The 23,305-nt window shown below is 62.5% G+C and carries 22 protein-coding genes; 13 read left to right on the forward strand and 9 right to left on the reverse strand.

Annotated features, from left to right (window positions below):
* Positions 1–2: 2 nt before the first annotated feature.
* From KI610_RS11860 to KI610_RS11870, 3 genes are all read left to right on the forward strand, one after another.
* On the forward strand, positions 3–647 hold the full coding sequence (locus KI610_RS11860; RefSeq protein ID WP_226495171.1) for an OmpA family protein: 645 nt from the start codon (positions 3–5) through the stop codon (positions 645–647).
* Positions 640–1,323 (forward strand): DUF2894 domain-containing protein, encoded by a 684-nt coding sequence (locus tag KI610_RS11865; RefSeq protein WP_226495172.1) that lies wholly within the window; start codon positions 640–642, stop codon positions 1,321–1,323. Before KI610_RS11860 ends, KI610_RS11865 begins: the two co-directional genes overlap by 8 nt.
* A gap of 218 nt (positions 1,324–1,541) precedes the next feature.
* Positions 1,542–3,131: a hypothetical protein gene (locus KI610_RS11870; protein WP_226495173.1), complete on the forward strand. Its 1,590-nt coding sequence runs from the start codon at positions 1,542–1,544 to the stop codon at positions 3,129–3,131.
* Positions 3,132–3,411: 280 nt separating this feature from the next.
* Here KI610_RS11870 and KI610_RS11875 read toward each other — a convergent pair whose 3' ends face one another.
* The gene (locus KI610_RS11875) at positions 3,412–3,999 is read right to left on the reverse strand and encodes a hypothetical protein (protein ID WP_226495174.1); all 588 of its coding nucleotides are present in this window, start codon (positions 3,997–3,999) and stop codon (positions 3,412–3,414) included.
* A gap of 336 nt (positions 4,000–4,335) precedes the next feature.
* Here KI610_RS11875 and KI610_RS11880 point away from each other — a divergent pair, with 336 nt between their 5' ends.
* The 4 genes from KI610_RS11880 (at position 4,336) to KI610_RS11895 (ending at position 9,523) form a co-directional block, all read left to right on the forward strand.
* The gene (locus KI610_RS11880) at positions 4,336–5,820 is read left to right on the forward strand and encodes a protein adenylyltransferase SelO (protein ID WP_226495175.1); all 1,485 of its coding nucleotides are present in this window, start codon (positions 4,336–4,338) and stop codon (positions 5,818–5,820) included.
* A 64-nt stretch (positions 5,821–5,884) separates the two neighbouring features.
* Positions 5,885–6,235 (forward strand): arsenate reductase (glutaredoxin), encoded by a 351-nt coding sequence (arsC, locus tag KI610_RS11885; RefSeq protein WP_226495176.1) that lies wholly within the window; start codon positions 5,885–5,887, stop codon positions 6,233–6,235.
* Positions 6,236–6,479: 244 nt separating this feature from the next.
* Complete coding sequence (gene glpK / locus KI610_RS11890; RefSeq protein ID WP_226495177.1) at positions 6,480–7,979, forward strand: glycerol kinase GlpK; 1,500 nt, start codon at positions 6,480–6,482, stop codon at positions 7,977–7,979.
* Positions 7,976–9,523: a glycerol-3-phosphate dehydrogenase/oxidase gene (locus KI610_RS11895; RefSeq protein WP_226495178.1), complete on the forward strand. Its 1,548-nt coding sequence runs from the start codon at positions 7,976–7,978 to the stop codon at positions 9,521–9,523. The genes glpK and KI610_RS11895 overlap by 4 nt, the downstream gene beginning before the upstream one ends.
* A 336-nt stretch (positions 9,524–9,859) precedes the next feature.
* On the opposite strand, the gene KI610_RS11900 is transcribed toward KI610_RS11895, so the two are convergent.
* The 4 genes from KI610_RS11900 to KI610_RS11915 form a co-directional block, all read right to left on the reverse strand.
* Complete coding sequence (locus KI610_RS11900) at positions 9,860–10,459, reverse strand: DUF4202 domain-containing protein (protein ID WP_226495179.1); 600 nt, start codon at positions 10,457–10,459, stop codon at positions 9,860–9,862.
* A 69-nt stretch (positions 10,460–10,528) separates the two neighbouring features.
* Positions 10,529–11,161, reverse strand: coding sequence for a glutathione S-transferase family protein (locus tag KI610_RS11905; protein WP_226495180.1), 633 nt, complete (start codon positions 11,159–11,161; stop codon positions 10,529–10,531).
* On the reverse strand, positions 11,158–11,526 hold the full coding sequence (locus tag KI610_RS11910) for a hypothetical protein (RefSeq protein ID WP_226495181.1): 369 nt from the start codon (positions 11,524–11,526) through the stop codon (positions 11,158–11,160). The genes KI610_RS11905 and KI610_RS11910 overlap by 4 nt, the downstream gene beginning before the upstream one ends.
* The gene (locus KI610_RS11915; RefSeq protein ID WP_226495182.1) at positions 11,523–11,861 is read right to left on the reverse strand and encodes a thiosulfate sulfurtransferase GlpE; all 339 of its coding nucleotides are present in this window, start codon (positions 11,859–11,861) and stop codon (positions 11,523–11,525) included. The genes KI610_RS11910 and KI610_RS11915 overlap by 4 nt, the downstream gene beginning before the upstream one ends.
* Before the next feature lie 227 nt (positions 11,862–12,088).
* Here KI610_RS11915 and KI610_RS11920 point away from each other — a divergent pair, with 227 nt between their 5' ends.
* Positions 12,089–13,456, forward strand: coding sequence for a helix-turn-helix domain-containing protein (locus tag KI610_RS11920; protein WP_226495183.1), 1,368 nt, complete (start codon positions 12,089–12,091; stop codon positions 13,454–13,456).
* Between the two features lie 55 nt (positions 13,457–13,511).
* On the opposite strand, the gene KI610_RS11925 is transcribed toward KI610_RS11920, so the two are convergent.
* On the reverse strand, positions 13,512–13,736 hold the full coding sequence (locus KI610_RS11925) for a CsbD family protein (protein WP_226495184.1): 225 nt from the start codon (positions 13,734–13,736) through the stop codon (positions 13,512–13,514).
* Positions 13,737–13,974: 238 nt separating this feature from the next.
* Here KI610_RS11925 and sbcD point away from each other — a divergent pair, with 238 nt between their 5' ends.
* The 3 genes from sbcD to KI610_RS11940 all read left to right on the forward strand — a co-directional run bounded on the left by sbcD (position 13,975) and on the right by KI610_RS11940 (position 19,924).
* The gene (gene sbcD, locus KI610_RS11930) at positions 13,975–15,219 is read left to right on the forward strand and encodes an exonuclease subunit SbcD (RefSeq protein ID WP_226495185.1); all 1,245 of its coding nucleotides are present in this window, start codon (positions 13,975–13,977) and stop codon (positions 15,217–15,219) included.
* A complete protein-coding gene (locus KI610_RS11935; protein ID WP_226495186.1) occupies positions 15,216–18,782 on the forward strand; it encodes an AAA family ATPase in 3,567 nt (1,188 codons plus the stop codon). The genes sbcD and KI610_RS11935 overlap by 4 nt, the downstream gene beginning before the upstream one ends.
* A 188-nt stretch (positions 18,783–18,970) precedes the next feature.
* The gene (locus KI610_RS11940; protein ID WP_226495187.1) at positions 18,971–19,924 is read left to right on the forward strand and encodes a restriction endonuclease; all 954 of its coding nucleotides are present in this window, start codon (positions 18,971–18,973) and stop codon (positions 19,922–19,924) included.
* 88 nt (positions 19,925–20,012) lie between these two features.
* Here the strand turns inward: KI610_RS11940 and KI610_RS11945 are convergent, their stop codons facing one another.
* Together KI610_RS11945 and KI610_RS11950 are read right to left on the reverse strand one after the other, a co-directional pair.
* Positions 20,013–20,384, reverse strand: a complete 372-nt coding sequence (locus KI610_RS11945) for a type II toxin-antitoxin system VapC family toxin (RefSeq protein WP_226495188.1) — start codon at positions 20,382–20,384, stop codon at positions 20,013–20,015.
* On the reverse strand, positions 20,381–20,578 hold the full coding sequence (locus KI610_RS11950) for a type II toxin-antitoxin system VapB family antitoxin (protein WP_226495189.1): 198 nt from the start codon (positions 20,576–20,578) through the stop codon (positions 20,381–20,383). The genes KI610_RS11945 and KI610_RS11950 overlap by 4 nt, the downstream gene beginning before the upstream one ends.
* Positions 20,579–20,760: 182 nt before the next feature.
* Here KI610_RS11950 and KI610_RS11955 point away from each other — a divergent pair, with 182 nt between their 5' ends.
* Entirely contained in the window at positions 20,761–21,561 is an 801-nt protein-coding gene (locus KI610_RS11955; protein WP_226495190.1) for an alpha/beta hydrolase, read from the forward strand.
* Positions 21,562–21,685: 124 nt separating this feature from the next.
* Here the strand turns inward: KI610_RS11955 and KI610_RS11960 are convergent, their stop codons facing one another.
* Positions 21,686–22,234, reverse strand: a complete 549-nt coding sequence (locus KI610_RS11960; RefSeq protein ID WP_226495191.1) for a peroxiredoxin-like family protein — start codon at positions 22,232–22,234, stop codon at positions 21,686–21,688.
* 143 nt (positions 22,235–22,377) lie between these two features.
* On the opposite strand from KI610_RS11960, the gene KI610_RS11965 reads away from it, so the two are divergent.
* The gene (locus tag KI610_RS11965; protein ID WP_226495192.1) at positions 22,378–23,211 is read left to right on the forward strand and encodes an AraC family transcriptional regulator; all 834 of its coding nucleotides are present in this window, start codon (positions 22,378–22,380) and stop codon (positions 23,209–23,211) included.
* The last annotated feature ends 94 nt before the right edge of the window (positions 23,212–23,305 follow it).

The following is a 23,305-nucleotide window of genomic DNA, read 5'->3' on the forward strand; positions in this document are numbered from 1 at the left end:
CGATGGAAGACATCGACGCCAGCGTCGACCACAGCACGCCCGTCTGGGCCGTCTTCGGCGACCTCATGGCCGGCCTGCTCGGCGCCTTCGTGCTCATTCTGGTCGGCGTGCTCGGCGTGCAGCTCGAACTGGTCACTAGCCTCGAAGCCGAAATCCAGAAACGCCAGCAGGAAGAACAACGCCGCGAAGCACTCGAAAAAGCGCTCGCCGGCCCGCTCGCCTCCGGCCGCGTGACGCTCAACAACGGCAAGATCGGCATCAGCGGCAATGTGCTCTTCGCGCTCAACTCCGACCAGTTGCAACCGGAAGGCAAACAGCTCCTCAAGAGCCTGTCGCAACCCATCGCCGCCTACCTCGGCGCCAGCGAACAGATGCTCATGGTCAGCGGCTTCACCGACGACATGCCGGTGCGCGGCAGCAACAGCCGTTTCGCCGACAACTGGGAACTCTCCGCCCAGCGCGCCCTGACTGTCACAAGAACGCTGATCGAGGACGGCGTGCCCTCGTCATCCATCTTCGCCGCCGCCTTCGGTTCGCAGCAGCCAGTCGCCGACAACGCCGACGCCGACGGCCGCGCCCGGAATCGCCGCGTCGAAATGGCGCCGGTGCCGAAGTCCAGAACCAACGGCAAGGAAGCCAATGGCTGAAACGGGTGATCTGCAAGCCCAACTCGACGCCCTGCGTGCCAGCGGCGCCGCCGACCGCGACCCCATCCGCTTCACCTACCTCGAAGCACTCAGCCGCCGCGCCGCCACGCAGCCGGAAGCCATCCGCCAGTCGCTCAACGCCAAAATCAGCGCCGCCGCCAACGAACTCGCCAGCCGCCCGGCTCCGATACCCGCCGAGATTGTGGAGACAAGCCCTGCCAGCCCGCTCGCCGACCTCCTCGCCTACATCAGCGGACAAGCCCACGGCCAACCGGGCACCATCGAACCCGCCCACGACAATCCCACGGTCAACCGGAAAATTAGCCCAAAATCAAAATCCGCCTCGGCAACCCCTCGCCAGCAAGGCCCCGAACTCAAGTCCGTCGCCATCTTCCGCAACGAGTGGTCAAAACTCAGCACCGAACAACAACTCACCCAAACGCTCGCCCAGGCCCCCGAAAACGCCGGCCCCATGAATTCCCAGCACCTCGTCCTGCGCAGCCTGGAACGCATGCGCGACATCGCCCCGGACTACCTGCAGGGTTTCATGAGCTACATCGACACGCTGATCTGGCTCGACCATGCCGACCCGACGAAACCTACTGCCGGGCGAACCGCAAACACCGAGGGCGAGAAGAAGCCGCGAACTGCCAAACGGGTTTCGACAAAACACTAAGAAATTAGGCGTTTTGGCCCGATATCGGCTCAAAAAGAAAGGCGACCTTTCCTTTGTTCGTGCGATTGTTGATTGATAGGCAGAGAGTCCTCGGATAATCTCCATGTCATTCGAAAACGTTGCGGCAATGCCGTTTGGGATAAAGCTCAGCTAAGCGGCACGCTTTGGGCCGCGACCAGCGGAATACCTCCGGCTCCGGAACATAACAAGGTGGGGAAATGAAAACCAGGTTCGTGGTGCGTTGCGCCCTGACGTTTGCAACCATGCTCTACGTCACGACCTTGCTCGCAGAGGCGAATGACACGAGCCCACCGCCGCCCGCCAACGCCTGGGCGCCCTCGCCCAAGGTCGATGCTCGAGGCTACATCGACGTTTGGGCATTGCGTGCCGACGTCGCTCATGTCGAACCGCTTTATGTCCGGGAAGATATCGATCCGTGCAGCCGTGGAGGCGATCCTGACGAGTCATTAAGCCCGCAACAGCTCATTCGCCGGCAACTCGCCGAAGCGGCATGTCAGCGGCAGCACGAGGCGGCTTACCAAAGCTATCTCGGCGAATATCGGAAGCTCAACCAGGCCTGGGGGCCGGTATTGCTGGCGGCCGTCCGCAAGGGCGATAGCGTTGCCGAAGTGATCCTGCGCCAATGCGAAACGACCATCGTGCTCGACCGCAGCGCCATTGAGTCAACGTGCGACGTAAATCCCGAGCGGCGCCGCGTCGCCATCCGGCGCCTGGACAGCATTGGCTTCCTGCCGGCAACCGACAATTCAGAGCAGGTCGCCAGGGATCAATCCAACCCGAACGCCAAGCCGAATCAAAAGGAAATCAGCCAGTTGGCCATCCTGCAGAAGGTGCGCGGCGGCGCGCTCGGCTACGACCGAAGTATCGCGCGCGGTCCGGGAAGCCAACCTTCCGAGCCACATCCGATTGAAAACATGCGGCGCTCGGTCCTGCTCGAAGCGGTTCAGCAGGATGTCCAGCGGGCATTTACCTTCTCAAACCCGGCGACCTATTTGGGTGAATTGCGATTGGTGCGCAAACCATCGACGCCGGGTCAACTCACTGAGGGGCCACGCTTTCACGATGGTAGCAATGGTGTTTACTCCGGTTTCGACTATTGGCGAAAAGGCATCATCCGGGAAAGCATCGGAGGGTACCGTGATGTGACCGTCGGCGGCCTGGGTGATGCGCGATTCATCAAGGAACGGGCAGCGTTGTTGGCTGACATTGACGCGAACATCGATCGCTACCTGCAACAGGATCCGCGCTGGCGGGTTTTCTTGCTGCATCGGGTTGGTCACCATGAATGGGTGCCGGAAGGGACACAAAGCAACACGCACAAACTCGATGCCGCCTGGCTGGGTAAATGGGCGCTGGTCAAGGAAACGACGGACTGGAAGTCATCGATGAGCCGCCGCGCAGGTAAAGCCGATATCTACCGTGACGGCGACTTCGTCCGCATCAACACCGCATCCGGGAGCGAAGCGGGCCCATTCATCGACGTTTCCGGATGCACGCTTCGCTACAGCGGCGGATCGACGTACTTGCCCAAGCTCAAAGCCAATGGCGAAATCGAGGAGATGAGCAGCCTGCTCGGCCCGACACATGCCCCGCATCCCGAGGTCATCGCGCCATTCGATGTGAGGAAACGCTATAAACAGGTGCTGATGCAATGCGTCGGCGCGGAAGAGCCGGACTCGCTCCGGGCTAGGTTTCTGGTTCTGGCGGGCGACACGCTCGTCGAATTTGAATACACGCCTTGGGACATGCTACCCGCCAGGCACTATCGGCGGGTCATCGATGAATAGACGGTAAGACGCTCCAGATCGCGCATCCCCACCTCCGTTCGAGACCGTCCTCCTCCCTCTGCCGGTGGCACAAACAAACCTTTCCAGCCTATCCGACGGTCAACCGAAAAAAATACCTTAAATTGAAATCCGCATCGCCCGGCCTGCGCTCGAATGTGACGTAGCGCCAGTCCATCGCCTACTTCTGCAACGAGTACGCCAGGCTCCGCGCCGGGCTACAGGACGGCAAAGCAGCATCTGCTGTCCGCTGCTTTGCCGTTCGCCGCAATGGCACACAAACTCAATAGACGCTACCGTTGGCATTCGTTGAAGTCATCACGCCGTTGTTAACGTTGATCTTGTAAGTCGTTGGTGCGCTGTTCGCCTGGAACTTTTTCACCTCGACGTTGGTAAACGTCAGCGGCGTTGCCGGTTCCACGGTGAGGCTGCTATTTGCCGAAGGCTTGAGAATGTAGGCCGCACCAAAGCTTTTGGGGTTGCTTACAGCCTTGATTGCTGGCGGTGTCGAGCAGGACATGTCTTCACACTCCAGCAGCAAAGCTGTTTCCTGATCGACGCCGATGGCCTGTGCCACGCTGCTGTCTGCTTTGTTTTCGACGATCGTGCGCCCCAGGAAACTGATCAGCACCGCCGTACGCGAAAACAGCGGGTTGCTACGCGGCAAGGAACCAGGATTCGACTCGCAGGGCAGCGTACCGACGGGCTTTCCATGCTGGTAGACGCTGACTTTCGACTTGTTGGCAGCCTCAACCGGCCCGAAGGCGGCAGCAAGAAAGACCCCGCTGAGCGTTGCGGCCAACAACTTGAGCTTTGCCCCGGTGCTTCTACGTTGTTGTGAGGCGGCAAACATCTGTACTGGCGATTTCAATTTACGGTCCTTTCAAATGCGTGGTGGGAGGCTCAGGGCTTGGGCGAGAGGTCGATGTTCTGCTGGCTGCCTCGACGGCAGGATGACGATGCAATATTAGACCACGGTTTCCTTTTCGGAGCCCTTCCTGTCCAGGGCACTAACAAGCCCCGGCCACCACTCCCACGGTCAACCGGAAAATTCGCCCAAAATTGAAATTTCCGTATGGACGCCTTGCGCCTCTCCCAAGGGAACCAAAGCCGTCGCTTAGCATCGAAATTGCTTCAACCACGGCCAGTGCCGCGATTTACGACAAAATCGCCGGTGGCCGATGGAAAACCGACAAAGCCCATTTCGATGAACGCACCAGCTCCCCAATTTTTTGCCTTTGACAACACCTATGTCCGCGATCTGGAGGAGTTCTACGTTCTCTGGAAGCCGACGCCGGCCAGCAAGCCGGTCCTGATCCGCCTCAACGATGAACTGGCTCGCGAATTGGGGGCCGATCCGGAAGCGCTGGCATCGCCGGCGGGGATCGATATTTTGGCGGGGAGCCTGGTGCCAGAAGGTGCCGAGCCGATTGCCCAGGCATACGCCGGCCACCAGTTCGGCCAGTTTTCGCCGCAGCTGGGCGATGGGCGGGCCTTGTTGCTCGGCGAGGTGATCGACCGCCACGGCGAGCGCCGCGACATTGCTTTCAAGGGTTCCGGCCGCACCCCGTTTTCGCGCAATGGCGACGGCAAATGCGCGCTCGGGCCGGCTCTGCGCGAATACATCATCAGCGAGGCGATGCACGCCCTGGGCATTCCGACCACCCGTTCGCTGGCCGTGGTGGCAACCGGCGACATGGTGCGCCGCGACCGCGCCCAGCCCGGCGCCGTGCTCACCCGTGTCGCCGCCAGCCATGTGCGCGTCGGCACCTTCCAGTACTTCGCCGCCCACCAAGGGCCGGAACAGGTCAGGCGCCTGGCCGATTACGTCATCGCCCGCCATTACCCGGCGCTGGCCGCCAGCCCGCAGCCCTACCTCGACCTGCTGGCCGCCGTCGGCGAGCGGCAGGCCAACCTGGTCGCGCGCTGGCTCGGCGTCGGCTTCATCCACGGCGTCATGAACACCGACAACATGACGCTGTCCGGCGAAACCATCGACTACGGCCCGTGTGCCTTCATGGAAACCTACAGCCCGGGCACCGTCTTTAGTTCCATCGACAGCGCCGGGCGCTACGCCTACGGCAAGCAGGCCGGCATCGCCCGCTGGAATCTGGCAAGGCTGGCCGAAACCCTGCTGCCGCTCATCGACGCCGACACGCAACGCGCGGTTGAAGCCGCCACCTCCGTCATCGACGCCCTGCCCGAGCGCCAGGCCGTGCACTGGCTGCGCGTTTTCCGCGCCAAGCTCGGCCTCGACGAAACCGGCGACGCCGAAGCCGACCGCGCCCTGATCGACGATTTCCTGCGCATCCTCAAGCAAAACCGACTCGACTTCACCGTCGCCTTCCGCGCCCTGTTCCACGCGGCGGCCGGCGATGCCACGCGCCTCAACGCGCTAATGGCCGAAGCCACCGACTTCGCCGACTGGCAAACCCGCTGGCAGTCCCGCCAACAGACCCGTTCGCCCGAACTGCTCACCGCCATGCAACACGCCAACCCGTGCTACATCCCGCGCAACCATCGCGTCGAAGCCGCCCTCGATGCCGCCGTCGATCACAACGACCTGGCCCCCTTCGAACGCCTGCTCGCCGTCATCCGCGCCCCGTTCGACGAGCGCCTGGAAGACGCTGAATATGCCGAGCCGGCGCCGACCGAATTCACCACCGGCTACATGACCTTCTGCGGCACCTGAACCCGCATTCCCACGGTCAACCGGAAATTTTGCCCAAAATCGAAATCCCCGAACCGCCCAAAACATGACCATCACCATCTACCACAACAACCGCTGCGGCAAATCCCGCGACACCCTCGCCCTGCTCAAGGAAAAAGGCATCGAACCCGAGATCGTCGCCTACCTCGACACCCCGCCCGACGCCGCCACGCTGCGCAGCCTGCTCAAGAAACTCGGCTTCGCCGATGCCCGCGCCTTGATGCGCAAGGGCGAGGCCGAATACAAGGAACTCAATCTGGCCGACCCGTCGCTTTCGCAAGATGCGCTGATTGACGCCATGGTCGCTAACCCCAAGCTGATCGAGCGGCCCATCGTCGTCAATGGCGACCACGCCGCCCTCGGCCGCCCGCCGGAAAACGTGCTGGCCATTCTGTAAGCCGCGCTTCGCAGATAGGCCGTTCAAACCCCTCCCCAGCCCTCCCCTTGTCAGGGGAGGGAGCCCGTCCGCACGCAGTTTGTGTTGTACTCCTCCCCTGACAAGGGGAGGCCGGGAGGGGTTTCGGTCTTTTCAATTGAAATGGCTTCTCGGTTTTCAAAAGATCGTGGACAGCCTCTTAGAAGCCCGCCAACCAATCTCCCAGCCAGCTATACTGGCCGTATCCCGCTTGCCGGAGTTCTTCATGCCTGCACCGTCCGAGCAGTTCGTCCTCGCGCTGGACCAGGGCACGACCAGTGCGCGCGCCATCCTGTTGGACCGTCAGGGCAACCTCCACGGCCTCGCCCAGCAGGAAATCACCCAGCATTACCCGCAACCCGGCTGGGTCGAGCACGACGCCGATGAAATCTGGCAGGCGCAGCTTGCCGTCGCCCGCACCGTGCTGCGCGACAAAGGCATCTTGGCGACGCAGATCGCCGCCGTCGGCATCACCAACCAGCGCGAAACCACCGTCCTCTGGGATCGCGCCACCGGCCAGCCGGTGCACCGCGCCATTGTCTGGCAGGACCGGCGCACCGCCGGCATTTGCGACGACTTGACCGCCGCCGGCCACGCCGACCTTTTCCAGCAGCGCACCGGCCTCGTCCTCGATGCCTATTTCTCCGGCACCAAGCTCAAGTGGCTGCTCGACCACATCCCCGGCGCCCGCATCCGGGCCGAGCGCGGCGAGCTGGCCTTCGGCACCATCGACAGCTGGCTGGCCTGGAAGCTGACCGGCGAGCACGTCTCCGACCCGTCGAACGCCTCGCGCACCCTGCTTTTCGATATCCACCGCCAATGCTGGGATGACGAGTTGCTGGCGCTGCTCGACATTCCCGCCGCCCTGCTGCCGCGCCTCGTCGCCAGCAGCGGCGAAATTGCGACGCTCAACGCCGAATGGCTGGGCGCCGCGATTCCGCTGGCTGGCATGGCCGGCGACCAACAGGCCGCCACCTTCGGCCAAGCCTGCCTCGACATCGGCATGGCCAAGAACACCTACGGCACCGGCTGTTTCCTGCTCATGAATACCGGCCAGCAGCCCATGGCCTCGCGGCATCGCCTGCTCACGACAGTCGGCTGGCAGCGCAACGGCAAAACCACCTACCTGCTCGAAGGCAGCGTCTTCATGGGCGGCGCCACCGTGCAATGGCTGCGCGACGGCCTCGGGCTGATCGCCAGCGCCGGCGAGGTCGAAACGCTGGCCGCGAGTGTGCCCGACAACGGCGGCGTCTACCTCGTGCCGGCCCACACCGGCCTCGGCGCGCCCTACTGGGATCCGACCGCGCGCGGCGCGCTGTTCGGCCTGACACGCGGCACCACCCGCGCCCACATTGCCCGCGCCGCCCTCGAAGCCATCGCCTTCCAGAGCGCCGAGGTGCTGCAGGCCATGGAGAACGACGCCGGCCAGCCGATCCGGGAAGTCCGTGTCGACGGCGGCGCCGCCCGCAACGACCTGCTCATGCAGTTCCAGGCCGACCTGCTCGGCGTGCCCGTCGTGCGCCCGAAAGTCACCGAAACCACAGCCCTCGGTGCCGCTTATCTGGCCGGGCTGGCCGTCGGCTTCTGGCAGGATGAAGCCGAACTCAGCGCCCTGTGGCAGGCCGAACGCCGCTTCGAGCCGTCGATGGCCGATGACCAACGCGAAGCCCTGTTCGCCGACTGGCGCCGCGCCATCCAGCGCACCCTCGGCTGGGCAAAATCATGACCCGCGAAGACAAGCTCGCCACCCTGCGCGACCAACATCCTTGGGACGTCCTGATAATCGGCGGCGGCGCCAGCGGCCTTGGCGCGGCGGTCGATTCCGCAGCGCGCGGCTATCGCACGCTCCTCGTCGAAGCCCGTGATTTCGCCTCCGGCACCTCGATGTGCAGCACCAAGCTCATCCATGGCGGCGTGCGTTATCTGCGTCAGGGCGATATCGGCATGGTGCGCAACGCGCTGCGCGAACGCTCCTTCCTGCTCCGCAACGCGCCGCACCTCGTCCATCCGCTCGCCTTCATCATCCCGGCCTGGAATCAGATCGACCGCCTGATGTTCGCCGGTGGCCTCAAGCTCTACGACCTGCTCTCCGGCTGGCACAACCTGGCTTCCTCGCAGAGCCTGAACCGGCAGGAAGTCATCGCCGCCCTGCCCGGCCTGAAAAGCGCCGGCCTGTGCGGCGGCATTCGCTACTGGGATGGCCAGTTCGACGATGCCCGGCTGGCCATCACGTTGATGCGCACGGCCACCGACCTCGGCGCCACCTGCCTCAATTACCTGTCGGCCATCCGCCTGCGCAAAACCAATGACCGCGTCACCGGCGCCGTCCTGCGCGACGCCGAAACCGGCGAGGAATTCGAGGTCACCGCCCGCGCCATCATCAACGCCAGCGGCGTTCACGCCGACAGCGTTCGCCAGTTGGATGACGCAAAAGCCCAGCCGCTGCTGACGCCCAGCCAGGGCATCCACCTCGTCGTCGATGCCGATTTCCTGCCTGGCCAGCAGGCGCTCATGATCCCGAAAACCGAAGACGGCCGCGTCATGTTCGCCATTCCCTGGCAGGGCAAGGTGCTGCTCGGCACCACCGACACGCCGCGCCCGGAATTGCAGCAACTCAACGACCCGCAACCGCTCGAAGAGGAAATCAACTTCCTGCTGCGCACGGCGGCCGGCGTCCTGACCCGGCCGCCGACCCGGGCCGACATCAGCAGCGCCTTCGCCGGCCTGCGCCCGCTCATCCATCCTGACAACACCGACGAGAAAAACACGGCCGCCCTGTCACGCGAACACGCCGTGCTGGTCAGCCCGAGCGGCCTGATCACGCTCACCGGCGGCAAATGGACGACCTACCGGCTGATGGCCGAACAGGTCATCGACCGGGCCAGCGAAGTTGCCGGGTTAAACGCCGCGCCTTGCCCAACCAGAACCCTGAAATTGCACGGTTACACAGATGGACCAGCCAACGACGCCTACGGCACCGACGCCCCACAACTCGCCGTCCTGCCCGGCCACGACCGGCTGCTCCACCCGAACCTGCCGTACAGCGAAGCCATGATCCGCTTCGCCATCCGCCACGAAGCGGCGCGAACAATCGACGATATCCTGGCCCGCCGAACCCGCGCCCTCTTTCACGATGCGGCCGCAGCCGAGGCGAGCATCGAACGCATTGCCGGGATATTCGTGGAAGAACTGCAGCCCTCACCCGAGCAACTGGCAGCGATGATCGAAGCGGCGCGCAACAGCGCCGGACGCTTCAGGCTGAACACGTAATTCGTGCAGCAATAACCTAGAATGAAAAGAGGCCAGCATGACTCGACGCTGGCGTATGTCGAACCAGGACAGCAGTCGCAACAAGCCCAACGGAGCGCTCAGTGTTACAAGCAATTCTTCAGAATCACTACCTGCTCGCGGCACTCATTCTGGTATTTCTGATCGGGGTGCCGGCGCTGGTTATGCGGGGGCGCGGTGTGCGCGACCCTTCCCGGCCGGAACGCCGCAGCCAGCCACGGCCGGGCGTTGACCGTCGAGCCTAGGGGCTCGCGGAGCCGCCACGGCGGCTGGAAAGCCATTTCAATTTTGGCCGTTATTTCCGGTTGACCGTAGCAATCAGCCCTCGGCAACCGCTTTCAATATCAGCGGCACCAGCGCCTCAGGCAGCTTGATACCACCGGTTGTTGCGAAAGCCTGAGCGGCGCCCGACATTTTCTTCCACGTCTTGCGGACGATGCCGAGCCATTTCTCTTCGCTGTAATCAGGCTGCTGGCCGGCGAAGCCGAGCATGTAGTGCTCGATGAAGACGAGGCAGCTGACGTCTTCCAGCATCTGCGTATCGGGGTTGGTCTTGAGGCCGACCTTGCCGATTGCGGCCTTGACCTGCTCGATCATCGCCTCGTTGTACCCGGCCTGGCGCATCAATTCGCCCGCCGTCTCGGCGTGGAATTGATAGAGCCCGGTGCGCCAGGCAAAGTAGCCGGGCTTGCCGAGCGGGTAGTTGCTGCGCGGCACCGTCCACCGCTGAATGTGCTGGGCGCGCACGGCGAGTTGGGCGACTTCGCTGGCTTCGGGCGCGAAACGGCCGATCATGTTGGTCATGCGCTGGGCGTAAAGCAATTCTTTCGGCTGGCCTTCGTCCTGATTGGGGTCTTGCCCATTGGCGGCGTCGAACAGGGCGATGGTTTTGGTGAAGCGTTCCGGGTTGGCGATCATTGAATCTCTCGTAGCAGCGTTTTTGTACAGGTCAGAAAAGTCCTGCAAATGTTACAGGGCTTTCAGCCCTCAACGCAGCACCGAAGCGTAGCCCTCTTCTGCCAGCACCTGGCGCACGGCCGGCCGGGTCAGCATCCGCCGGTAGTGGGCCTCGCAGTTTTCCGGCAACGGAATGCCGATGCGATCGGCCCAGAACTCGACGTAGAACAAGGCCGCATCGGCAATCGTGAAGTGATCGACGACGTATTGCCGCCCGGCCAGTTCGCGATTGACGATGGCGAAAGCCTTGTCGATGATCTGCCGGCCCTGCGCCTTGACCGACTCGTGGTCGGAACTGCTCGGCGCGAAGCGCTCGGTGGTGAAAATGCGGGCGAAGCCTTGCGTGTGCAGCGTGTGCACGGCGTAGTTCATGACGCTGAGCACCTGCACCTCGTCCTTCAAGCCTTCCGGCAGCAGCTTGCGCTTCGGGTAGTTGCGCCCCAGCCACCAGGCGATGGCCGAGAATTCGGTAAGTGCCGTTCCGTCATCGAGAACCAGCGCCGGAATGCTGCCCTTGGGGTTGATCGCGGCGTATTCCTTTTTGTACTGGTCGCCGGCCAGCAGGTTGACGACATAGGCCTCGAAGACCAGACCGCATTCTTCGAGCAGGATATGGATGCCGGTCGAGCACGAACCCGGCGTCATGTAGAACTTCATGGTCATTCGACTTCTTCCTCAAGCGCCAGGCCGGCGAACAACCCTTCCTGGCGGATCATGGCCTTGAAGGCCTTCATCACCGGGCGGGAGAGTTCGGTTTCAGCCAACACGCGTTTTTCGTAAATGAAATTTTTGAGCGCCTCGCTCGACTCGCGTCGGGCCTCCGCGATCAGGGCATGGAATTCGTCGCCGAAACGCTGACCGGGTCGGTCCTTGACGGCGTCGTAGAGCGCTTCCATGACGATCTTGTCGACGCTCCCCATCTTGCACTTGCCGTCGATGATCTTGAGCATGACCGTGGTGGCGCAATCGACATCGCTCGGCGACAGCGGATGCGCCTGCACCCAGCCGGCGACATGCGCTGCCGTCATGCCGCGACCGGCGTGGCCTGGGCAGCGACCAGCGCCTCGTAGCCGCCATCGACGCTGAACACATTTGAATAGCGGAAATCGATGAACATCTGGGCGAAAACCTTGCTGGCGTTGCCGTGGTAGCAATAGATCACCACCGGCGCCTCCTTCGGCAGGCGTTTCATCCAGGCCAGCAGGCGATCTTCGGACAAATGCGCGGCACCATCGAGATGCCCCTTCTGGTAATTGGCCATGTCGCGCACGTCGAAGACGATGGCCGGCGGCTCGCCACTGATCAAGACGATGGCCTCACTGGCGGAAATACAGCGGAAAGCGGGTTTTTCAACGGTGGTCATGATTGGCGGCGGTAAAAGGCGATAAACCCTGCGATGCAAGAGCGATGCCACCCGCCGGAATCGCTGAAAGCCGCTATTTGCCGTGAATTTCTGGCATCCCGGCATCCTGACTTGTAGCCTTCGCGACAATCTTCGAAGGCAAAACTCCGCCAGAATCAACTGTCCCCGGCCGACGCTTTTCCGGTTAGGCTGTCCCGACTGCCGCCGGCAGCCCACCAAGGAACGCCATGCCCACCGCAACACGGCCTGAACAGCGCCAGAACCAGCTTCTGGCCGGCCTGAGCCTGGCCGAAGAGTCGCGGCTGCACAACGATCTGGAACCCGTTTCGCTGCAAGCAGGCAGCGTCCTGCAAAACGCCAGCGAGTTGCTGAGCCACGTCTATTTCCCGACCAGTTGCGTCATTTCACTGATCGCCACGACGCGCGATGGCGCCGCCACCGAACTGGCCATGGTCGGCAACGAAGGGCTGGCCGGCATTTCAGCGGTGCTCGGTGACGAAATCTCCAGCCACAAGCTGGTCGTCCAAGGAGCCGGCCATGCCTATCGTCTGAAAGCCGAAACCCTGCGCTGGGAACTGGCCGAAGGCGGCCGCCTGCAACAAATGGCGCTGCGTTACGCCCAGGCCCTCATGGTCCAGACGGCACAGGCCCTGCTCTGCACCCGCCACCACAGCGTCGAACAGCAACTGGGCCGCTGGCTGCTGCTCTGCCTGGATCGGCGGCTGGACAACCGGATCGCCATGACCCAGGAGCGCATCGCCAGCCTGCTCGGCCTGCGCCGTGAGGCGATCACCGACGCGGCCGGCAAGCTGCAGGCGGCCGGCCTGATCCGCTACGCCCGCGGCCAGATTGACGTCCTCGACCGGCCGGCGCTCGAGGCACGCGGCTGTGAATGCCATGACGTGGTGCATTTGGAATTTGAGCGTTTTTTCCGGTCGACCGTGGCAGCCGACTTGCCCAGCCGCTTGCGCCCCAACCCCCTCACCCTGCACCATCGCGCCGAGGCCCGCTGGCGTGAACGTCCCGAAAGCGCGCCGGAAGACCCGAGCGAAGCCGCGTATTTGCGGCATGAACTGGAAATTCGCAAGATCGAACTGGAAATCGACAACGAGGCGCTGCACGAAGCCAACGACCAGGCCGACGCGCTGAGCGAGCGCTACGCCGACATCTACGATTTCGCGCCGATCGGCTACTTCACGCTCGACGCCCAGGGCAACATTCTCGACCTCAACCTGGCTGGCGCCATTCTGCTCGGGCTCAAGCGCTCGCAGAAAAGCCGGCACCGCTTCATCAATTATCTGGCGCCCGAATGTCAGGCGGCCTTCACCGAGTTCGTCGACAAAGTCCTCGCCGAGAAAAAAAGCGGCTTCTGCGAAATTACGCTGACGGCCAGCGCGCAACGCCCGGCATCAACGCTCAGGGTCGAAGCTGTCCCGGATGAAGACGGTACCGAATGCCGGATGGTGCTCATGGACATGACCGAACAGCACAGTGCGCTGCGGGCACTCAAGCATTCGGAAATTCGCTATCGGCAGTTCATTGACGACCTGCCGCTTGGCAAGGACGCCGCCGCCAAACCGCCTAACGACAACTGACCTGCGCTTGGCCGGACAACAACGGCGAACGCAGTCGCCCGGCCAGCAAGGCCGATCAGGCGGCGACTTTGGGACGCAGTTCCTTGGTGTGCTTTTCGAAGCCAGCGACCTGATTTTCGGCTTCTTCAGGCGTCACTTCATAGAGTTCCTGGACCTGGCTGACCAGAACTTCGCGCTTGCTGTCGATGACAGCCAGTCGGGCATTGTTGATCTTGCCCCAGCGCGACTTGATCTTCACGCCAACCGACGTCCAGCTTGCTGCATCAATATCCCAGCTCATATCCGACTCCTTGTATTCGGCCCCCGGGCGAAATTGCCCGGCGCCCGCCCCGACCACAAAGCAGATCGGGAGCGGCAACCGGAATGTCTGTTGGGCGTTCCGGGATGCGAAACAAAGACTAGTCGGCGGCGCCAACGCCGTCTGTGCGAATTCGCGCTTAAGCCCAAAATGCGCCGGCGGCCATCGAATCCCGATATTCACCGTTTAGACTTCAGCCTTTCCAATTCCTCCGCCCCGCATGCGCGTCCTTCACACCTCCGACTGGCACCTCGGCCAGCACTTCATGGGCAAGAGCCGGCAGGCCGAGCATCAGGCGCTGATCGCCTGGCTGCTCGAACAGGTGGAAACCCAGGCGGTCGATGCGGTGCTCGTCGCCGGCGACATTTTCGATACCGGCACGCCGCCCAGCTACGCCCGCGAGCTGTACAACCAGCTCGTCGGGCAACTGTACAAGGCCGGCGTGCCGCTGCTGGTTCTCGGCGGCAACCACGATTCGCCGGCCACGCTGGGAGAAAGCCGCGAACTGCTCGCCCACCTTGGCACCACGGTCATCGCCGCGACGCACGCCGACCCCACCACGCAAGTCATCGTCCTCCCGCAACGCAACGGCGAACCCGGCTGCATCGTCTGCGCCATCCCCTTCATCCGCCCGCGCGACGTGCTGCAAAGCCAGGCCGGGCAAAGCGCCGAAGACAAGCAGTTGTCGCTGCAAGCGGCCATCCATGAACATTACGCCACTGTCTTCGCTGCCGCCGTCGAACGCCAGACCGCACTTGCCGCCGAACTCGGCCCGAATTTCGGCCGTCCGCTACCCATCATCGCCACCGGCCACCTGACCACAGTCGGCGCCAGCACCAGCGAATCGGTCCGCGAAATCTACGTCGGCGCCCTCGAAGCCTTCCCGACCGCAGCCTTCCCGCCAGCCGACTACATCGCCCTCGGCCACATCCACCGGCCGCAAAAAGTCGGCGGCCTCGACCACATCCGCTACTGCGGCTCGCCCATCCCGCTCGGCTTCGACGAAGCGAAACAAACCAAGGAAATGCTGCTCGTCGATCTCGACAGCGACGGCCTCAAAGCCGTTACCGTCCTGCCCGTGCCGAGCTTTCAGGCCCTCGTCGCCGTCAGCGGCAATCTCGACACGCTGGCCGGCGCCATCGGTGCCGCCGCCGCCCAAGGCACGCGCGAATGCCCGGCCTGGCTCGAAGTCACCGTCGCCGAAGACGACTATTTGGCCGACCTGCCGGCCCGCATCGAAGCGCTCACCGAAGGCTGGCCGGTCGAAGTCCTGCGCATCCGCCGCCAGCGCGGCAACGCGGTCGCCAGCCTGGCGGCAGCAGCAAAAGAAACCCTGGACGAACTCAGCCCGCACGACGTCTTCGCCCGCCGCCTGCAGCAGGAAGAGCTCGGCGACGAGCTGCAATCCGCCCTCAACGAACGCTACCGCGCCGTCGTCGCCAGCCTGCAGGGGGAAGAAGCATGAAAATCCTCACCCTGCGCCTGAAAAACCTCAATTCGCTCAAAGGCGAATGGACCATCGACTTCACCAAGCCGCCTTTCACCGACAACTGCCTGTTCGCCATCACCGGCCCGACCGGCGCCGGCAAATCGACCCTACTCGACGCCATCTGCCTCGCCCTCTACCACCAGACGCCGCGCCTGAAGACCATCTCGGCCACCGACAACGACATCATGACGCGGCACACCGCCGACTGCCTGGCCGAGGTTGAATTCGAAGTGAAGGGCGCCGTATACAGCGCCTTCTGGAGCCAGCGCCGGGCCCGCGACAAGATCGACGGCGCGCTGCAGGCACCCAAGGTTGAATTGGCCACTGGTGACGGCACCATCCTGAGCACGCAGACCAACGACAAACTCAAACGCATCGCCGAAATCACCGGCCTCGATTTCCCCCGTTTCACCAAGTCCATGCTGCTCGCCCAGGGCGGCTTCGCGGCCTTTCTCAATGCCAGCGCCAACGAGCGGGCCGAACTGCTCGAAGAGCTGACCGGCACCGAGATTTACGGCGAAATTTCGCGCAAGGTTTTCGAGCAGGCGCGCGAGGCCAAAAGTCAGCTCGACCAACTCAAAGCCCGCGCCGACGGCATGGAACTGCTCAGCGACGAGCAACGCGCCGCCATGCAACTCGAAGTCACCCGCCTCGACAGCCAACTTACCGACGTCCAGCGCCGCCACCAGCAAACCCAGGCCCAGCGCCAGTGGCGCCTCGATCTGGCGCAGAGCGAGCAGGAAATCAAAACCGCAGAAGGCAGGCTACTTGAAGCCGACACCGCACTGACTGCCGCCGCCCCGGACCTCAAAAAACTCGCCGACAGCGAGCCGGCCGAAGCCCTGAAACCACTGCACTTGCAATGGCAACAGGCCGGTGCCGCCTGTCAGCAAAGCGAAGTCGAACTCAAGGCCCTGCACGCCGAACGCGAAACGCGGCAAGCCGAACAACTCGCCCAACACCAAGCCGCCAGCCAGTTCAGCGCCCAGCTCGCCGCCCAGACCCAGCAAGCCCTGCAACAAAGCCAGCGCGAAGCCAAAGAACTCGACGACTTCTGCGCCGCTCAGCCGCAACGCGCCCAACTCGGCGAACGCCTCGGCGTCTGGCGCCAGCAGTTCGAGCAGCGGGCAAAACTAGTCCGCGACCTCGCCGCCCAGCAGCAGGCGCAGCAAAAGCTCGCCCGGGAACTCGCTGAAACCGCGCAGCAGATCGAAAAACAGACTGCCACGGTCAACCGGGAAAAAGAGGCAAAAACCAAAGCCGACGCCGCGCTGGAAAAAACCCAGACCGAGCAGAATCAGCGCCTCGCCGGCCAGACCCTGGCCGAACTGCGCCAGCACTGGCAAGGCGAACAAGCCGGCCTGAATCGCTGGCAACAACTCGAAACCCTCGCCCAACGCCGCCGCGAACTGGCCGCGCTGCAAACGACGCAAAGCACGCAACTGCAGCAGATTCAGGAAAAGATCGCGGCGCAGGAAAAGGGCCTGACCGCCCTGCGCGAACAGCACAAAGAACTCGCCGCCCAGGTCGCCGACAAGCAAAAGCTGCTCGACCAGGAACGCCGCATCCAGAGCCTAGAAGCGCATCGCCGCCAACTGCAACCGGACGAAGCCTGCCCGCTGTGCGGCGCCCACGACCACCCGGCCATTGCCGACTACGCCGCGCTCGACATTTCCGCCACCGAAACCGCCCTCAAGGAAAAGCAGGCAGCGCTCGACGCGCTTGTCCAGAAAGGCCAGCAAGCCAGGGCCGAGCAAGCCGCGACGCAGGCCACGCAAAAAGAATGGCTGGCCCAGCAGGCCAAGACCACGCAGGAAACAAGCCGCCTGCAAACGGAATGGTCCGAACTGCTGGCTGGCCTCGCCAACGCTACGCCGCTGGCGGACAGCGCATGGCAGGAAGCCGAAACCCTTGCCGCCGCGCGCAGCACCGCCGAACAAGCGCTGGCCCGACTCACCCAGCGCCTGCACGCCGCCGATCAGGGCGAACAAGCCCTAAACGCCGCCCGCAAAACCGCCGCCGAAGCCGCCCAAACCCTGCTCAACGCCAGCAATCAGCTCGATCTGCTGCAACAAACCGCGCAAACCGGCCAGCAACGCCAGACAGAATTGGCCAAAGCCGCGCAGGCACTGGTTCAGGAACAGACCGAACTCGACGAAAAACTGGGCGCAACGCTGACCGCCGCCAGCTACGAAATCCCGACCGAACCCGCCTCCTGGCTGCAGGAACGCGACGGCGAATGGCAACACTGGCAGCAAACGCAGAAACGCCGCCACGAACTGGCCGAAATCCTCGTCAAACAACAGGAACAATTCAACGCCGCGCAGGCCCAAGCAAAGCACTGGTCAGAACAACTGGCCAACCTTCAATTGCTACGGTCAACCGGAAATATCGGCCAAAATCAAAATCCCGAATCGTTCACCGCCGATCCCGCAACCGCCCTAGCCCGCTGCGCCGACGCCATCGCCGACCTGACCCGCCAACTCGCCGCCCAACAAGGCCGCCAGACCCAACTCGACGCCAACCTCGCCCAACAGCAAAAAACCCTCGCCGAGGCCACAACCGCTTGGCAAACAGCCCTCGCCACCAGCCCCTTCGCCGACCTCGCCGCCTACAGCGCCGCGCTGCTACCGCCACAAGAACGCCAGCGCCTGCAGCAAATCAAGGAAACCCGGCAACTGGCGCAGCAACAAGCTGCCGCCGTCCTCAAGGCCGCCAGCGAAAAACTGCTGCGCTTGCAAAGCAACCCGCCAGATTCGCCCCATCCCCCACCCAGCCTCCCCCTTGAAGGGGGAGGAGACAAACACCTTGCCCCGCCCCCCGCCTTGTTCCCCCCCCTTCAAGGGGAGGGCCGGGGTGGGGATGGGTTCATTCCGCCGCTTGCCGAACTAGAAGAAATCCTCACCCAACTCGAAACCCACCGCCGCACCCTAAGCGAACAACTCGGCGCCCAACGCGCCCTCCTAACCCGCGACCAACAAGCCCGCCAAAACCAGCAAACCCTCTTCGCCCAGGTCGCCGCCCAAACAACCGAATCCGACCTCTGGCAACGCCTCGACAGCCTGATCGGCTCAGCCAGAGGCGACAAATTCCGCAAGTTCGCCCAGGGCCTGACGCTCGACCACCTGCTCCACCTCGCCAACACCCACCTCGCCCGCCTGCACGGCCGCTACCTGCTGCGCCGCAAAACCACTGGCGAACTCGAACTCGACATTGTCGACAGCTGGCAAGGCGAAGTCGCCCGCGACACCCGCACCCTCTCCGGCGGCGAAAGCTTCCTCGTCAGCCTGGCACTCGCCCTGGCCCTCTCCGACCTGGTCAGCCACAAGACCAGCATCGACTCGCTCTTCCTCGACGAAGGCTTCGGCACCCTCGACGCCGACACTCTGGAAATCGCCCTGAACGCCCTCGACACCCTCAACGCCAGCGGCAAGATGATCGGCGTCATCAGCCACGTCGAAGGTATGAAGGAGCGCATCCCGGCGCAGATTCGGGTGGAAAAGGGCGGCGGGGTTGGGTATTCGCGGTTGAGGATTTAGGCAGCGGACAGCAATTACCGTAATTTTTCCCGTCGCCTACAGCGACCAATCGCGTGAATGACGTTTAGCATTTCAAAATCCGAATGTCCCTGACCCATTCACTGCGATCGTCATACAATAGTTTGCTTTCCACCTGAGTATGGCTGGACTTTCTAGCCCCTCGTTGCCCACATCTCACCAAAACAGTTATGTCCATTCCAGACTATCAAACCTTGATGCTCCCATTCCTTCGGATTGCCGGAGACGGTTCTGAGTATCGCTTCCGCGATGCAATTGAGAAATTGGCAGTGGAATTTAGCCTCTCGGACGACGAGCGGAATGTAATGCTTCCCAGCGGCACAGCCCCCATGTTTGACAATCGAGTGGGCTGGGCTCGAACCTACCTAAAACAGGCTGGTCTGATTGAGTCTAGGAAACGGGGCTTCTTCCATATTACGGCTCGAGGCAAAGAACTGCTGGCCACTCATCCGGCTCGCATAGATAACAGCACTCTTGAGGGATATCCTGAATTTATTGCGTTCAAATTACGTAGAGGTGAAGAGAGATCCTCTCCTAAATATTCGCAGGAGTTGCTAACGCTAGACGAGCCACCTCTCCAAATCGCTACACAATCAGACTCGACTCCAGAAGAACTTTTCTCTCAGGCATATCAAAGACTACGCAGCAACCTCGAGTCGGAACTATTGGAGCAGGTCAAGGTAGTTACACCAGCATTCTTTGAGCGTTTGGTTATCGACTTACTCGTTGGTATGGGATATGGGGGCTCCAGACACGATGCTGGAAAGGCGATTGGCAGAAGCGGCGATGGAGGCATCGATGGCATCATCAAAGAAGACAAACTTGGTCTAGATGCAATTTTTATTCAAGCAAAGCGCTGGGAGGGCACAGTAGGTCGCCCAGAGATTCAGAAATTTGCCGGTGCTCTTCAAGGGCAACGTGCCAATAAAGGTGTGTTCATCACTACATCAAATTTCTCAAGGGAAGCTGAGGAATACGCCTCGATCATCTCTTCTAAAATCATCCTCATCGATGGCGAACAACTGGTCTCCCTGATGGTTGATCACAATGTGGGCGTGTCTCCAGTAAGCAGATTTGAACTCAAGAGAGTAGATTCCGATTACTTCGAAGGAAACAGCCTCTAGATAACGCCGACCAAAGGGGCGGAGACATTTACGAAATATCGAAGGGGGCTGCACCATTAGCTTGCGCCCACAACGACAAAACCTTCGTTCAATGCACCGCGTTTTCCACCAACCCCAAGCCCGTACCGGCGGCCAGCAGCCGTTTATCACGCGTCCACAATGTGGCGCCCGGCGAGAGGCGCACTGCTGCGAGCAAATGCGCGTCGATGTAGCCGATGCCAATACCGTAGAGGGCATTTTGCTCGATGAAACTCAGTACTTCGCCTTCCGTGGCGACCGTGGCTTGCGGCAAATCCTGCAGGGCGCCGAGGATCGCCGTGCGGTTTTGCAGGCTACCCAAGGCTAATTCGCCGATCACGAAAGGATGGGCCAGCACTTGGCCCTGATTGAGCAGTTTGCTCAGGCGCTCGTCACGCTGGCGTAAATGGTCAATCCAGATCGAGGTATCGACCAAGATCATGCCGGCTCCGTCTGGCGCCTTGGTGCGTCCTCGAGTTGCGGCTCGGATCCCCCGAGCAGCGCCAGGCGCTTGGCGCTTTCGCGCTGGATCAGCGCGCGCAGGGCTTCGCGGATCAAGGCGGTTTTTTCCGAAACACCTGTCAGGGCATGGGCCTTGGCAAGCAAATCATCGTCGAGGGCGAGCGTCGTGCGCATGGTGTTCTCCTTTTCTAATACACATTAACAATAGCATCATATGATGATGAGTTCCATGCCATGCATTGCTTGAAATTAACCGAAAGCACGCGAACGACAACCGTGGGTCACGTGTGAATTGAAAATCCGAATTACTCTAAACTCGTCCTCCGCCGCCCCACCTTTTAACGAAGAATTTCCAGATGCCTGCAAAACCCCCGGTCATTCACCACCACCCCGCCCGTCAGCCAAGCACCAATCCACCGCTGCTTTTCGTCCATGGCGGTTACAGCAACGCCGCGCTATGGGGCGTTCGCTTCATCCCGTATTTCCAGGATCAGGGTTACGACTGCTACGCGCTTGAGCTTTCCGGCCATGGCAGCCGCCCGGCGGATCGGGTAGATCTCGATGATTTCGGCCTCGACGATTACGTCGCAGATCTGGCGGCAGCGGTCGCCAGCCTGCCGGCGGCGCCGGTGCTGATTGGCCATTCGATGGGCAGCTTGGTCAGCCAGCGTTTTCTTGAACGGGGTACGGCGCGTGCTGTGGCTTTTCTGGCGCCGGTGCCGCCGACGGGGACGGGGGGCACGGCTAGCCGCCTGGCGCTGACCATGCCGGATTTCTTTGCCGAATTGCCGAATGCGGTCAACGGCACGGCCAGCGAAAAAACCATGCTCACGATGGCCCGGGTTTATTTTTCGCCGAGCATGGCGCCGGAAGAAACGGTCGAATATCTGCCGCTGATCCAGCCGGAATCGGAAAAGGCGGTTGCCGAAATGCTGACCGCGCCCTTTCGCATGGCCCGTGGCCGGGCCCGCATTCCGGCGCTGGTCATGGGTGGTTCGTCCGACCAGGTTTTCCCGGCCTCGATGCTTCACTTCACCGCCGCCTCGTGGAATGCCAAAACGCAGGTCATCGACGGGGCCGGCCACATGCTGATGCTCGACCCGCAATGGTCTGACGCCGCCAGCAAGCTGCAGGACTGGCTGGCGGCCCTCGCCTGAGCGGCATCCGGCGGGGCAAGTTCCCTGTCTAGCTTGATAAAGTGGCGCAGATCCGATCGGCGCCATTTTGATTTTGCTGCTTTTTTCCGGTTGACCGTAGCAATCTGCGAATCGGGACCTTGATTCAGACGCTCCCGGCATATTCGCCGCGTGCCGGGTAGTCATTGGCGATGGCAAAGTCGATGGCGCCGAGCACGTCCTGAAACTGCGGACGAGCGAAGGGCATGGTTTGCACCGCACCGTAATACAGCGTGCCATCCGGACGAACGAGAAAGACACCCGGCTCGCTGAACAGCGCCGGCTCTTCAATGCCGATGGAGGTCTTGCCACGCGAGGCGCTGATGTACAGCCCCCATTGGCGGGCACTTTTGAGGCTCAAGCCATAGCCGATCTTCAGCGCACCGGCCTTGACCTTGTCGGCCATGGCATGGGCGCGCTCGCCATCGTCGCTGCTGATGGCGACGACCTGCACGCCGCGTTTTTCGAACTCGGGCGCCAGGCGTTCGAGTTCCAGGAGGTACTTGGCGCATATCGGGCAATGCAGGCCACGATAGAAGACGACAAGGTCAAAGCGTTCTCCCGGCGCGGCGCCGAGGACGAAACGGCTGCCGTCGGTCAGCGAAACATTGAGCGCGGGAACGGGGTGGCGGGGCATCAGGGCGGTAGCAGTCATCAGGCATCCTTTCGTTGAATTTCGGGCGGCTTTGGAAACGTCGTGGCAGGTCGGGGCTGCGCCACGTGATTCGTTGACCGATACGCGCCATTATGTTGAACTGATCGCAACCATTCGTTCACTTATATTTGCAATTCGTACAGATGCAAGCCAGCCGCCTCGACCGACTTTCCGCCCTGCTCCAAGGCCTGGCGCCGCGCGTGCAGGTCAACCTGCCGCCAGCCGGCATCGCCAGCCTGGCCTTCGCCGCAGAAGCGCCGCCCTTCCTGCATATCCACTTGCTTGCGGAAGGCGAGATGCGCCTGCAGTTGCTGTCTGCCGCCAGCTTTGCGCTTCAGGCTCCGTGCATCGTTGTCTGCCGTTCAGACACCGCGCATGCACTCGAAACCCCGTCGGCAGAGACATTCCAGCGCCTGATGTGCGCCCGCGCCTGGCTCGATGGCCCCGTCGCCCCGCTGCTGCTCAACGAATTCGCTACCCCGCTGGTGGTTCCGGTCGACGGCGCCGAGTCCTCGCTGCGCCACGTCATCAACCTTATTTCCTCGGAACTGGAGGCTCCGCGCTGCGGCCAGCCGGCACTGCTCGACCGGGCCGGCGACATCCTGTTCATCGGCCTGCTGCGCCACCTGATCGCCCACCCGAAAACCGCTGGCGGCCTGTTGAATGGCCTGGCCGACCCGCGCATCGCCCGCGCCCTGGTGGCAATCCACGCCAGGCCGCAGGATAAATGGACGCTGGAATTGTTGGCCGAAGAAGCCGGCATGTCACGCACCGCATTCGCCAACACCTTTCGCGAAGTCATGCGGACCACGCCGGGCAAGTATCTCTCGACCATCCGGCTGGCGATTGCCCAGCGCGCCGTGCAGTCGGGTAAAGGATTGAAGGCGGCAGCGCGGGATGCCGGCTACACCAGCCCCTCGGCTCTGTCCCGAGCGTTGTCGAACATCAGCTCCGCCTCATATCCTTCCCCTCCGTAACCAGACAAGCTGGCGCGCCTGGCTGTCCTCGCCACCATAAACCGGGGCAGGCTTGACGGTGGGCGCCGAATGGCGCTTTCGTCCGGAGTTGCGG

Source organism: Ferribacterium limneticum, from assembly GCF_020510565.1.
GTDB classification, from domain to species: domain Bacteria; phylum Pseudomonadota; class Gammaproteobacteria; order Burkholderiales; family Rhodocyclaceae; genus Azonexus; species Azonexus limneticus_B.